Raw genomic sequence first — 13,167 nt, 5'->3', positions numbered from 1 at the left:
GTAGTTTCCGGCGGGGCCAATCGCGTAGCTTGGAGCACTCTCACCCCAGCCCTCTCCCGCAGGCGGGAGAGGGGGCGGATCGGCATGGGTAGTGGGTTCGGCGTAGGGTGGATAACGGCGCAGCCTTATCCACGCGTGCTTCCTGACGTGGCCACTCGCGCCGCCTGAAGCACCCTCACCCCCGCCCTCTCCCGCAGGCGGGAGAGGGGGCGAATCGGCGTGGGGGGTGGGTCCTGCGTAGGGTGGATGACGGCGCAGCCTCATCCACGCGTAGTTTCCGGTGTAGCCAATGGCCGAGCGTGGGACACCCTCACCCCGCCCCTTTCCCGCGTTTCGCTCGCACTTGCCCGACGCTCGTCAGTCCCATTCAGGCGGTACACCCCGATCCACGCCTTCTTGCGGCAGGATGAGGGCCGCCCCTTTGGCGTGCGCTCGTTATACTCGGCCGGCGGCAGGCCTTTTCCGGGCGAAAGGGAGGAGGGCCTGGCTGGATCGGTGCAGGTGCGGCGATCACGATTTCTTGCGGATTTTCTGACGGCGGATAGATGAGCAAACAGGCAGATGTGGCCAAACCCAACAGTTCCAAGCACCTGACCCCCAGTGATCTGCCGTTTCCGGTGGTGGGAATCGGGGCTTCCGCCGGGGGGATCCAGGCCCTGCTGCGCTTCTTCGAAGCCCTGCCGGCCGACTGCGGCATGGCCTTCGTGGTGGTGATGCACCTGTCGCGGGAACACCAGAGCAACCTTGACCAGATCCTGCAGCGCGCTACCCGCCTGCCGGTGCATCAGGTCACCCAGCCGGTGCCCATCCAGGCCGAGCATGTCTATGTGATTCCGCCAGGCCATGACCTGACCATGAACGATGGCTATCTGCGCCTGAGTCCAGCGGAACGCCCCCAGGGCGATCATGTGGCGGTGGATCTGTTCTTTCGCACCCTGGCCGATGTGCACCGGACCCATGCCGTGGCCATCGTCCTCTCGGGCAACGGCGCCGATGGTGCCGTGGGCCTGGGGCGGATCAAGGAGCAGGGCGGGGTGACCCTGGCCCAGGCGCCGGAAGATGCCGAATTCGACTCCATGCCCAGCAGCGCCATCGCCGCGGGCGCCGTGGATTTCATCCTGCCCGTGGTGGAGATGCCGCAGAAGCTGCTGGAACTGGCCACCACCATCAGCAGCCTGAGCCAGAGCGAATTGCGCCAGCTGGACTATGAGTCCCGGGTGCCCGGTCCGTCCAGCAAGGCCATGCAGCTGGCGCTACGCGACATCCTCACCCTGCTGCGCACCCGCACCGGACACAATTTCAAGCAGTACAAGACCGCCACGGTGCTGCGCCGGGTGGAGCGGCGCATGCAGGTCAACGCCATCGCCGACATGCCGGCCTATGCCGGCTTTCTCCATGAGCATCCGGAAGAGACGCCGGCGCTGCTCAAGGACATGCTCATCGGCGTGACCAACTTCTTTCGCGATCGCGAGGCCTTCGAGGCCCTGGAACGCGATGTCATTCCGGAGTTGTTCGAGCACCTGCCGGTCAACGAAGACGACCAGGAATTGCGCGTCTGGAGCGCCGCCTGTTCCAGTGGCGAGGAAGCCTATTCGCTGGCCATGCTGCTGACCGAACAGGCCGAGTTGCGCCAGTCCGGCGCCCGGCTGCAGGTGTTCGCCACCGATCTCGACGAGCATGCCCTGGCGGTGGCCCGGCATGGCGTCTATCCGGGCTCCATCGTCACCGACGTCGCCCCCGCGCGCCTGCGCCAGCACCTGCTCAAGGAGCAGAATCAGTACCGGGTGAAAAAGGAGCTGCGCGAGAAGGTGCTGTTCGCCCAGCACAACCTGCTCAGCGATCCGCCGTTTTCCCGCCTGGATCTCATCAGCTGCCGCAACCTGCTGATCTATCTGGATCGCGAGGTGCAGGCCGAGATCCTGCACACCTTCCATTTCGCCCTCAAGCCGGGTGGCTATCTGTTCCTCGGCAGCTCCGAGTCGGCCGACGTGCAGAGCAGTCTGTTCGCCACGGTGGACAAGAAGAACCGCATCTACCGCGCCAAGCACACCACCAGCGTGGTGCGGCCCACGCCGCTGCTCAACCTCAATCCGGGCATGCACAGCGTGCGCCTGCCGCCGCACCAGGTCGGCCGGCGCAAGAAGGTCTCCTTCGCCGAGGTGCATCAGCGGGTACTGGAGCAGTACGCGCCGCCGAGCATCATCGTCGACCGCGAATCCAATATCGTGCACATGTCCGAGCGGGCCGGGCGCTTTCTGCGCTACGTCGGCGGCGAGCCCAGCTACAGCCTGCCAGCGCTGGTGCTGGAGGAACTGCGCCTGGAGCTGCGTACGGCACTGTTCCAGGCGTTGCAGAGCAACAAGAGCGTCGAGGCGCGTCGCGTGCATATCCAGCGCGACGACCGCAGCTACTACATCAACATGGTGGTGCGCCCCTTCCGCGACAGCGACACCAGTACCGACTACATGCTGGTGCTCTTCGATGAAGTCGAAGACGTCATGAGCACCGACGCCGGCGGCGATCACACCGAGGCCAAGGACAGCGTGCTCACCCAGCTGGAGGCCGAGCTGCAGCGCACCAAGGAGCAGTTGCAGCTGACCATCGAGCAGTCCGAGACCTCTACCGAGGAGCTCAAGGCGTCCAACGAAGAGCTGCAGGCGATCAACGAGGAATTGCGGTCGGCCACCGAGGAACTGGAGACCAGCAAGGAAGAACTGCAATCGATCAACGAGGAACTGATCACCGTCAACTACGAGCTCAAGTCCAAGATCGAGGAAACCGGCAAGATCAACGACGATCTGCAGAACCTCATCACCTCCACCGACATCGCCACGGTGTTCGTCGATCGCGGCATGCGCATCAAGAGATTCACCCCGCGCGCGGTGAGCATCTTCAACATGATCGTCAGCGATACCGGGCGTTCGCTGCTCGACATCACCCATCGGCTGGACTATCCCGAGCTGGCCGCCGACGCCAACCAGGTCTTCGAATCGCTCCGGCTGATCGAGCGCGAGGTGCGCAGCCAGGACGAGCGCTGGTATTTGGCGCGACTGCTGCCCTATCGCACCGCCGAGGATCGCATCGAGGGCGCGGTGCTGACCTTCATCGACATCACCGACCGGCGCCTGGCCCAGGATCGCGCCCGCGCCGGCGAGGAAAACATGCGCCTGGTGGCGCAGAACATCCAGGACTACGCCATCGTCACCCTGGATGCCGCCGGCATCATCAACAGCTGGAACGGCGGGGCCACCCGGCTGTTCGGCTACAGCGAGCGCGAGGCCCTGGGCCAGCCAATGGGCCTGATCTTCACCCCGGAAGACGTCGCCGCCCAGGTACCGGACGCCGAGATGCGCCAGGCCCGGGAAGCGGGCGTCGCCCACGACGAACGCTGGCTGAGACGCAAGGACGGCAGCCGGTTGTACTGCACCGGGGTGCTCAGCCGTATGAGCAACGCCTCTGGCGGTGAGGGCTACGCCAAGATCGCCCGGGATGCCACCGCCGATCACGTACGCGCCAGTGAAACGGCCAACCACCTGGCTCAGAGTCAGGCGCTGGGCAAGCTCAAGGACGAGTTCTTCGCGGTGATGTCCCATGAACTCAAGCACCCGCTCAATCTCATCCAGCTCAACAGCGAGCTGCTGACCCGTTCGCCGGTGCTGCGCGAGGTACCCCTGGCGCGCCGTGCTACCGAGGCCATTCAGCGCGCGGTGCGCAGCCAGGCGCAGATCATCGATGACCTGCTCGACCTGTCGCGCATCCGTACCGGCAAGCTCAAGCTGGAGCGCCGGAGTCTGGACCTGGCCCAGCAGCTGCGCGAGATCGCCGACGTGATTCGTCCGCTGGCAGGCGAGGTGGAGGTGAGTTGCACCCGGCTGCCGGAGACGCCGCTGCATGTCCAGGCGGATGCCACCCGCATTGGCCAGATCGTCTGGAATCTGCTCAACAACGCCATCAAGTTCACCCCGGCCGGCGGCCAGGTGGAGATCAGCCTGGGGGTGGACGGCGACGAGGCGCGGCTGGACGTCACCGATACCGGGCAGGGCATAGCAGCGGATTTCCTGCCGCGGGTGTTCGACATGTTCGGCCAGGCGGAAATGAAATACACCGCTCGCGCCCAGCATGGCCTGGGCATCGGCCTGGCGCTGGTCAAGCAGCTGGTGGAGGCCCATGGCGGGCGCATCGAAGCCCATTCCGAGGGCCTTGGCCTGGGCGCGCGCTTCAGCGTCTGGCTGCCGCTGTGCCAGGATGACGAACGCCAGCTGGACGAGGCGCAGGCGGAAGGCCATTCCGTCGTCGGGCTGCGGGTGCTGCTGGTGGACGACTCCCCCGATATCGTCGAGACCCTGCAACTGCTGCTCGAAGAGGAGGGCATCCTGGTCACCGCCGCGACCGACTCCCAGAGCGGCCTGGCGCTGGCCCAGGCGCAGGATTTCGACGTCATCCTCTCCGACATCGGCATGCCGGAGATGGACGGCCACGAATTCCTGCGCCAGATACGGGCGGGCGATCGCAATGTCGGCACGCCGGCGGTGGCGCTGTCCGGCTACGGCACCCGGCTGGACATCGACAAGGCACGGGCGGCGGGTTTCGCCCGGCATCTGAACAAGCCGGTCAGTTTCGAGGCGCTGATCGCCATCCTGCAGGAGCTGCAGGCGTCCGGTTGAGGGCGCGCGGACGGTAGCTTAGTCAGACGATTCGCGGCACACTCGGGAGCCATCGGGGCGCCCGCCCAACCGGGCCGGCGGCCCCGTTTCCCGCCAGAGGAGCGCCGCGATGACTCGTCTCACCGCCAAGGATTTCTCGCCCGAACTGCTCGAGCTCTACGACTTCTATGTGCACGGTCGCATCAGCCGCCGCGACTTCCTCGACCGCGCCGGCGCCTGCGCCGCGGTGCTGGGGCTGTCGGCCACCGGGGTGCTGGCGGCCCTGACGCCCAACTATGCCCTGGCCACCCAGGTCGAGTTCACCGATCCGGACATCATCGCCGAATACGTCTACTACCCCTCGCCCAAGGGCCATGGCCGCGTCCGTGGCTATCTGGTGCGCCCGGCCAAGGCCAGCGGCAAGGTGCCGGCGGTGGTGGTGGTCCACGAGAATCGCGGCCTCAATCCCTATATCGAAGACGTCGCCCGGCGCCTGGCCAAGGCCGGCTACCTGGCCCTGGCGCCGGATGGCCTGACCGCCATGGGCGGCTATCCCGGCAACGACGACAAGGGTCGCGAACTGCAGCAGCAGGTCGATCCGGAAAGGCTGATGAACGATTTCTTCGCCGCCGTGGAAACCCTGATGGGCCACGAATTCAGCACCGGCAAGGTCGGCATCACCGGCTTCTGCTATGGCGGCGGGGTGGCCAACGCGGCCGCCGTGGCCTACCCGGAACTGGCTGCCGCCGTGCCCTTCTATGGACGTCAGCCGCGCGCCGAGGAGGTGGCCGCGATCAAGGCGCCGCTGCTGATCCACTACGCCGAGAACGATCCGCGCATCAACGAGGGCGCCGCCGCCTACGAAGCGGCGCTCCAGGCGGCCGGCAAGACCTATGAGGTGCATCGCTATGCCGGCACCAACCATGGCTTCCACAACGATTCCACCCCGCGCTACGACGAAGCCGCCGCGCGCCTGGCCTGGGACCGCACCCTGGGCTGGTTCGGCCGCTATCTCGCCTAGGCACCTGACGGAGACCTCTGATGCCGCAACTGCGTATCCCCGCCGTCTACATGCGTGGCGGTTCCAGCAAGGGCGTGTTCTTTCATGCCCGCGACCTGCCGCCGGCCGGTCCGGCGCGCGATGCGCTGCTGCTGCGGGTGATCGGCAGCCCCGATCCCTACGGCAAGCAGATCGACGGCCTGGGCGGGGCCACCTCCAGCACCAGCAAGGTGGTGGTGATCGCGCCGTCCTGCCGCCCGGACTGTGACGTCGACTATCTGTTCGGCGCCCCGGCCATCGAGGTCCCGGTGATCGACTGGTCGGGTAACTGCGGCAATCTCAGCGCTGCCGTCGGCCCCTTCGCCATCAGCGAGGGCCTGGTCCAGGCGCCGCGCGAAGGCCTGGCCAGGGTGCGCATCTGGCAGGCCAACCTGGGCAAGCGCATCCTCGCCCACGTTCCCATGGCCAATGGCGAGGTGCAGGAGGAGGGCGATTTTCGCTTCGACGGCGTGGCCTTTCCGGCCGCCGAGGTGGTGCTCGACTTTCTCGATCCGGCGGGCAGCGACGGCAGTGTGCTGCCCACCGGGCGGGCGGTCGACGAACTGGACGTCCCGGGACTGGGCCGGCTGCCGGTGACCCTGCTCAATGCCGGTAATCCTACCGTCTTCGTGCGCGCCGAAACCCTGGGCCTGAGCGGCACCGAAACCCAGGCGCAGGTCAACGGCGATGGGCCGCTGCTGGCGCGCCTGGAGGCTCTGCGCGCGGCGGGCGCGGTGGCCATGGGGCTGGCCGCGACCGCCGCCCAGGCCACGGCGGAGCGGCCACATACGCCCAAGCTGTGCCTGATCGCCCCACCCCAGACCTACCGGGTGGCGGGTGGCAAGCAGGTCCAGGCCGAGGAACTCGACGTCATCGCGCGGATGATCTCCATGGGCAAGCTGCACCACGCCATCCCCGGCACCGGCGCGGTCGCCGTGGCGGTGGCCGCGGCGCTGCCGGGGACCCTGGTCCACACCCTGACCGGCGACCTGGACGGCCGCCAGGTCCGCATAGGCCATACCGCCGGCACCGTGGCGGTCGGCGCCCGGGCGCGCGAGGTCGGCGGCGTCTGGCAGGTGGAAAAGGCCAGCATGAGCCGCAGCGCCCGGCGCCTGATGGAAGGCTGGGTACGGGTACCGGCAGAGTAGGTTGGGTTGAGCGCAGCGAAGGCCAACAGCGGGGATACCTCCGCGCTGGAGCGCCCTCACCCCAACCCTCTCCCAGGGGGAGAGGGGGCGGTCGAGCCTGGCGCGGCGTGTGGTTCGGGCGTCTTGGCCAAGTCACCGTAGCGTGGAAAACCGCGCAGCGTTTTCCGCTGGGCAAGCCCTGCTCCATCCGTGGATAAGGCTGCGCCGTTATCCACACTACGGCCGAGATCGGCCGCGTAGGTTGGGTTGAGCGCAGCGAAGGCCAACGGAGGGATACCTCCGCGCTGGAGCGCCCTCACCCCAGCCCTCTCCCAGAGGGAGAGGGGGCGGTCAAGCCTGGCGCGACCGCTTCCCGTAGGAGCGGCCCATGGCCGCGATCCAGCCGATGTCCTGGCGTAGCGTGGAAAACCGCGCAGCGTTTTCCACTGGGCGAACCTTCCCGCCATTCGTGGATAAGGCTACGCCGTTATCCACACTACGGCCACGTAGGTTGGGTTGAGCGCAGCGAAGCCCAACGGAGGGGATACCTCTGCGCTGGAGCGCCTTCACCCCAGCCCTCTCCCAGGGGAGAGGGGCGGTCGAGCCTGGCGCGACCGCTTCCCGTAGGAGCGGCCCATGGCCGCGATCCAGCCGATGTCCTGGCGTAGCGTGGAAAACCGCGCAGCGTTTTCCACTGGGCGAACCTTCCCGCCATTCGTGGATAAGGCTACGCCGCTATCCACCCTACGCCTCCCAACCGCCCCCTCTCCCTCCGGGAGAGGGCTGGGGTGAGGGATGATCCACTCCGACGCTGACCTCAGGTCCCTTCGATCAGATCGCGGATGCGCACCGCCAGGGCGTCCATGGCGAAGGGCTTGGTCATCACGTGCATGCCGGGCTCCAGGTGGCCGTTGCCGACCACGGCGTTCTCGGCGTAGCCGGTGATGAACAGCACCTTGAGGCCTGGGCGGCGCTGGCGGGCGGCGTCGGCCATCTGGCGACCGTTCATGCCGCCGGGCAGGCCGACGTCGCTGATCAGCAGGTCGATGCGCACGTCGGATTCCAGCAGGCGCAAGCCGGAGCTGGCATCCGCCGCCTCCAGGGCGGCGTAGCCCAGTTCCTCCAGCACCTCCACCACCAGCATCCGTACCGTGGGTTCGTCATCCACCACCAGCACCGTCTCGCCGTGGCCCTGGCGTGGCAGGGTCGGCTGGCTGGCGGCGAGGTCGACGCCGGTGGCCGCTTCGCGATGGCGTGGCAGGAAGAGGGTGACGCTGGTGCCCTGATCGACCTGGGAATGGATGCGCGCCTGGCCGCCGGACTGGCGCACGAAACCGTAGATCATCGACAGGCCCAGCCCCGTGCCCACCCCGATCGGCTTGGTGGTGAAGAAGGGATCGAAGGCCTTGGCGATCACCTCGGGCGGCATGCCGCAGCCGTTGTCGGTCACCGAGAGGGCGATGTATTCGCCCGCTTCCAGGTCGCGGACCCGGGCCATGCGCGCATCCAGCGCCCGATTGGCGGTCTCGATGAAGATCCGACCGCCCTCGGGCATGGCGTCGCGGGCATTGATGCAGAGGTTGAGCAGGGCGTTTTCCAGTTGCGGCGGATCGACCAGGGTCGACCACAGCTCGCTGCTGGCCACCACTTCGATCTGGATCGCCGGACCCACCGTGCGACGGATCAGGTCTTCCATGCCGGCCACCAGGCGATTGACGTCGGTGGGCTTGGGATCCAGCGTCTGCCGCCGGGAAAAGGCCAGCAGCCGGTGGGTCAGGGCGGCGGCGCGGATGGCGGCGCCCTGGGCGGCGGTGGTGTAGCGCTCGAGATTGTTCAGCCGGCCCTGGCCGATGCGCACCGTGAGCAGATCCAGACTGCCGACGATGCCGGCGAGCAGGTTGTTGAAATCATGAGCCAGGCCGCCGGTGAGCTGGCCGACCGCTTCCATCTTCTGCGACTGGCGCAACTGCTCTTCCAGCAGCGCCTGGGTCTCCGCGGCGTCCCGTTCCCGGGTGATGTCGCGCCCGGCGCCGGTGAGGCGATCCTGTTCGGTGTCCATCGACAGCGTCCAGGACAGCCAGCGCCAGCTGCCGTCCGCCGCCAGCACGCGATTTTCCACCCGCGCCGGCAGGCCGCTGCGGCGCAGTTCGTCCAGTGCCACCAGCACCCCTGGCAGATCGTCGGGATGGATGAGTTCCCGGTAGGGGCGGCTGAGCAACTCGGCTTCGGAATAGCCCAGGCCGCGCGACCAGGAGGGACTCACCCGCAGGAGCTGCCCGTTGAAATCGGCGGTCAGCAGCAGATCCTCGCTGAGCGCCCAGAGCCGGTCGCGCTCGGCGGTGCGCGCCTGGACCTCCTGGCTGAGGCTGAGATTCTGCGCCTGGATCAGCGTCTGGGCGTCGCGCTGGGCGGTGACGTCCTGGGCGAAGACATAGAAGCCGTCCACCGCCCCGCGCGCATCGCGTCGCGGACGATAGTGGATGTCGGCGATGCGTCGCCGGCCGTCCGGCCAGGCCCAGGGCAGGTCCAGCCGCGCCGGGGTGCCGTCCAGGGCGGCCTGGATGGCCGGACGCCGGGCCGCGAACAGCTCCGGCGCGAAGACCTCGGCCATGCTGCGACCCAGGATGCTTTCCGGAGCGTCCTTGAACCACTTGGGCGCCTCGATGTTGGCGAAGCGATAGACAAGCTCGCGATCGACGAAGGCGATCAGGCAGGGCAGGGTGTCGGCCACCAGCCGCAGATTGAGTTCGCTGTCGCGCAGGGCGCGCTCAGCGGTCAGCCGCGCCGTCGCCGAGCGGGTGCGATTGGCGACCTCGCGGATGAATTGCACTTCGGCCGACGTCCAGCACCGCGGTTGGCTGGCGCTGACATAGAGCAGGGCGACGAAATGGCCGTGCTCGAACAGCGGGGTGCTGACGAAGGCGCGGGTGTCCAGCCGTTGCATGGCGGCGAGGTTGTGGCAGGTGCGGGCATCCTCGCGCACATCTTCGATGGCCACGGTCTCGCCGCGCTTGAAGTCCTCGATGCAGCTGCCATAGTCGCGGAAATTCAGGGTGCCCATCAGGCTTCCGGCGGCCGGGATCGTCCAGTCGCGTTCCACGCTGATGGTCTCGGCGTCGGCGTCCACCAGGCCGTAGCCCACCCGCTGGGCGTCCAGCAGGGTGCCCAGCACTGTGCAGGCCAGCTCGGTGACCGCCTCGATGTCGTTGAGGTGGCTGAAGCCTTCGCCCAGTTCTGCCAGGGCGCGGCGATAGCGCTCTTCGTCGCGGGTCGCCTGGGCGGCCTGCTCGCGTTCGGTGACATCCAGGAACAGCACCAGGAAGCTCTCCGCGCCGGCCTTGTGCGCATGACCTTCGTACCAGCGCCCGTTGGCCTGGAATTGCCGCACGTAGCTGAACGACTGGCCGGTATCCACCACCCGGGTGAAATCCTCCACCCAGAGGTCTTCGAGTTCGGGAAACAGGGTGCGGGCGGTCTGGCCGATCGCCTGCTCCGGGCTCAGGCCGAAGTGCGTGCACCAGGCTCGGTTGACCTGGTCATAGCGCCAGTCGCAGCCGCGACCTTGCTCATCGCGCAGAATGGTGCCGAGGATGAAGCCCTCGTCCAGTTGCTCGAACAGACCGCGCCAATAGCGCTCGCTTTCCGCCAGTTTCTGCTGCACCTCGCCCACGTGGCGCTGGCTGTCACGCAGGGCCTGGCCGGCCAGATGCTGGGGCGTACGGTCGCGCAGGATCTTGACGAAGCCGGTATGGCGGCCGGCGTCGTCGTGCAGCGGATGCATCTCGCCGCTGGCCCAGAAGCGGGTGCCGTCGCGTCGCAGGTGCCAGCGTTCGTCTTCGGCGCGACCGTCCTGCAGCGCCAACCGCATTTCCAGCGCGGCCCGGCCGATCTGGTTGTCTTCGGGGGTGAAGAAGCGCTCGACCGGCGCGCCGCGAATCTCTGCGGCGGTCCAGCCCAGCAGGCGTTCGGCGCCGCTGTTCCAGTCGGTGATCACCCCGGCCGGATCGAGCACGATCATGGCGAAATCAATGGCACCATCAAAGATCGCCAGACGCCGCTGGGCGTCCTGGGGCGGCAGCGCGGTGCACTGGTCGAGCGCGGCGCGGAGGCGACGGACTTCGGCCTGGAGTTCAGCGTGGGAGAGAGCGGATTCAGCCATGGGGTCGTTCGAACGCGTGAGCAGCGGAAGCGGACGGCGGTGACGTCCGGCGAGAGCCTTAGAGTAAGAGAGTCGGGCGATGGCTAGCGATCTGCCAGCACCTTTTTCCGACAGACAGGGAATTAAGTAGCCGTTACGGCATCAGACAAGTGCCGGCACCCGGCTGCCAGCCGCCCATCCGAGCCTTGTGATCCAATTCGAGAAATTTCGGTCTATTTAGTCGTACTAATGAAGTAGCGTTGCCATGACCGATGTAGTTTCTTCCGCTGCTGTTACCACTGTGCTGGTCGTCGAAGACGATCCGGTGCTGAGATCGCTGGCGACGGAGGTGTTCGAGATGGAAGGTTATGCCGTCCAGTCCTTCGATACCGCCGACGCCGCCTGGGGTTGGCTCGAGTCCGATCCCTTACCGCCCGATCTCCTGTTCACCGACGTGCGCATGCCGGGTCGGCTGGACGGACTCGCCCTGGCCAAACAGGTGCGTCAGCGCTTTCCACAATTGCCGATCCTGGTGTCCTCCGGCTATACCGGCCAGCAGTACGCCGAGCGCGAGGAGCGGGCGCTGTTCCTGCCCAAGCCCTGGACCATCGACCAGTTGCTCAAGGCCTGCGGCCAGCTGGGTGTCTAGCCCGCCGCCTGGCGCGCCCGTGCCAGGCGTACCGCCGAATCCACCTCGTCCAGCGTCCAGGGCTTCTGCAGGAAGATCACCTGCTCGGGCAGCGCCGTGGTGATCTCGTAGCCGTAGCCCGAGGTGATCACCATGGGCAGCGCGGGCCAGCGCTGCAACAGCATCTCCGCCAGTTCGCCGCCACGCAGCTGGCCGGGCATCAGGTGGTCGGTGATCACCAGCCCGGGGCTTTGCTGCTGCTGGAGCAGATGCACCAGGGCGTCGTCGGCGTTGTCGAAGCGAACACAGGTCCAGCCCAGTCGCTCTTCGAGGTGATTGCTCAGCAGTTCGGCGAGCAGCCCGTTGTCTTCGATGACGACGAGATAGGGGAGGGGAGCAGGCGAGGTCATCGGGACTTCCGGAACGCGATGAGACGATTCCGGAAGTCTAGCAGAGGCCTGCTGGGCTCAGTCTGGCTTTCGTCTGACCATTATCAGAACTCCAGGACGATCTTGCCGAAATGGCTGCCGTCCTTCTGGAAGGCGAAGGCCGCGGCGATCTCGTTCAGCGGGTAGCTGCGATCGATGACCGGCTTAATCCCGGTGCTTTCCAGGGCGCGAATCATCTCCTGCTGATGGCGACGACTGCCGACGATCAAACCCTGCAGTCGCTGGTGGCGGCGCATCAGGTTGGCGGTGGGGACCTGGCCCTCGACGCCGGTGAGCACCCCGATCAGCGCCAGGTGCCCATGGATGCGCGCGGCCTGGATGGACTGCGCCAGGGTCGCCGGACCGCCCACCTCCACCACGATGTCGACGCCACGGCCGCCGGTGATGGCCTGCACCTTGGCGCCCCATTCTGGCTCTTCACGGTAATTGATCAGGTGATCGGCGCCCAGGGCATAGGCGCGCTGCAGCTTTTCGTCCGAGGACGAGGTGGCGATCACCGTGGCGCCCATGGCCTTGGCCATCTGCAGGGCGAAGATGGAGACGCCGCCGGTCCCCATGACCAGCACGCTGTCACCGGCCTTGAGGCCACCGTCCACCACCAGGGCGCGCCAGGCGGTCAGCCCGGCGGTGGTCAGGGTCGCCGCCTCGGCATGGCTGTAGCCCTTGGGCGCGCGGGTGAAGGCGGTGGCTGGACGTACCACCACCTCGCAGGCGAAACCGTCGACGCCATCGCCGGGCGTGGTGGAAAAGTCATCGATGGGCGGCGCGCCGTCCAGCCAGTGGGGAAAGAAGGTCGAGACCACGTGATCGCCCACGGCGAATTCGCTGACCCCCGCGCCCACCGCCTCGACCACCCCGGCGCCATCGGACATGGGAATGCGCCCATCGGCGGTCGGCATCTTGCCCAGCACCACGCCCAGGTCATGGAAATTCAGCGAACTGGCCTTGATCCGCACCCGGATCTCGCCAGCCCCCGGCTGCCCGGGATCGGGCAGTTCGCAGGGCTCCAGCTGGTCCAGACCACCGGGTTTGCGTAGGCGTATGGCGTGCATGAGAAATCCTCCGGACTGTGGCGAGCAGGACGCTCGCGGGTCAGTAGAGGACCACGGCAGGGGGCGCAGGATTCCCGCCAGGGGACCTGCG

7 protein-coding genes are annotated in these 13,167 nt (G+C 67.2%); 4 read left to right on the top strand and 3 right to left on the bottom strand.

Features of this window, described 5'->3' with window-relative positions; translation table 11 throughout:
* Positions 1 to 545: 545 nt before the first annotated feature.
* The 3 genes from QKY98_RS01105 to prpF all read left to right on the top strand — a co-directional run bounded on the left by QKY98_RS01105 (position 546) and on the right by prpF (position 6,830).
* A complete protein-coding gene (locus QKY98_RS01105; RefSeq protein ID WP_284670199.1) occupies positions 546 to 4,664 on the top strand; it encodes a CheR family methyltransferase in 4,119 nt (1,372 codons plus the stop codon).
* A gap of 109 nt (positions 4,665 to 4,773) precedes the next feature.
* Positions 4,774 to 5,664, top strand: coding sequence for a YghX family hydrolase (yghX, locus tag QKY98_RS01100; protein ID WP_284670198.1), 891 nt, complete (start codon positions 4,774 to 4,776; stop codon positions 5,662 to 5,664).
* A 20-nt stretch (positions 5,665 to 5,684) separates the two neighbouring features.
* A complete protein-coding gene (gene prpF / locus QKY98_RS01095) occupies positions 5,685 to 6,830 on the top strand; it encodes a 2-methylaconitate cis-trans isomerase PrpF (protein WP_044341649.1) in 1,146 nt (381 codons plus the stop codon).
* Between the two features lie 796 nt (positions 6,831 to 7,626).
* Here prpF and QKY98_RS01090 read toward each other — a convergent pair.
* Positions 7,627 to 10,968 (bottom strand): PAS domain S-box protein, encoded by a 3,342-nt coding sequence (locus QKY98_RS01090; RefSeq protein ID WP_284670197.1) that lies wholly within the window; start codon positions 10,966 to 10,968, stop codon positions 7,627 to 7,629.
* A 244-nt stretch (positions 10,969 to 11,212) separates the two neighbouring features.
* Between QKY98_RS01090 and QKY98_RS01085 the strand changes: the two genes are divergently transcribed.
* On the top strand, positions 11,213 to 11,596 hold the full coding sequence (locus QKY98_RS01085; protein ID WP_007160682.1) for a response regulator: 384 nt from the start codon (positions 11,213 to 11,215) through the stop codon (positions 11,594 to 11,596).
* Here the strand turns inward: QKY98_RS01085 and QKY98_RS01080 are convergent.
* Entirely contained in the window at positions 11,593 to 11,985 is a 393-nt protein-coding gene (locus QKY98_RS01080) for a response regulator (RefSeq protein WP_284670196.1), read from the bottom strand. The two genes, QKY98_RS01085 and QKY98_RS01080, sit on opposite strands and share 4 nt — an antisense overlap.
* A gap of 83 nt (positions 11,986 to 12,068) precedes the next feature.
* On the bottom strand, positions 12,069 to 13,076 hold the full coding sequence (locus tag QKY98_RS01075) for a zinc-dependent alcohol dehydrogenase family protein (protein ID WP_115945277.1): 1,008 nt from the start codon (positions 13,074 to 13,076) through the stop codon (positions 12,069 to 12,071).
* Positions 13,077 to 13,167: the final 91 nt, after the last annotated feature.

It is taken from the genome of Pseudomonas sp. HR1 (assembly GCF_030175875.1).
GTDB lineage: Bacteria > Pseudomonadota > Gammaproteobacteria > Pseudomonadales > Pseudomonadaceae > Chryseomonas > Chryseomonas oryzihabitans.
The sequence above is the reverse complement of the archived record's forward strand: the minus strand, read 5'-3'. Positions and strand labels throughout refer to the sequence as shown.

Excerpts from the sequence above, each read along its gene's own strand:
- QKY98_RS01105 (WP_284670199.1), top strand. The coding sequence starts at position 546 with ATGAGCAAACAGGCAGATGTGGCCAAACCCAACAGTTCCAAGCACCTG.
- yghX (WP_284670198.1), top strand. The coding sequence starts at position 4,774 with ATGACTCGTCTCACCGCCAAGGATTTCTCGCCCGAACTGCTCGAGCTC.
- QKY98_RS01080 (WP_284670196.1), bottom strand. The coding sequence starts at position 11,985 with ATGACCTCGCCTGCTCCCCTCCCCTATCTCGTCGTCATCGAAGACAAC.
- QKY98_RS01085 (WP_007160682.1), top strand. The coding sequence starts at position 11,213 with ATGACCGATGTAGTTTCTTCCGCTGCTGTTACCACTGTGCTGGTCGTC.
- QKY98_RS01075 (WP_115945277.1), bottom strand. The coding sequence starts at position 13,076 with ATGCACGCCATACGCCTACGCAAACCCGGTGGTCTGGACCAGCTGGAG.
- prpF (WP_044341649.1), top strand. The coding sequence starts at position 5,685 with ATGCCGCAACTGCGTATCCCCGCCGTCTACATGCGTGGCGGTTCCAGC.
- QKY98_RS01090 (WP_284670197.1), bottom strand. The coding sequence starts at position 10,968 with ATGGCTGAATCCGCTCTCTCCCACGCTGAACTCCAGGCCGAAGTCCGT.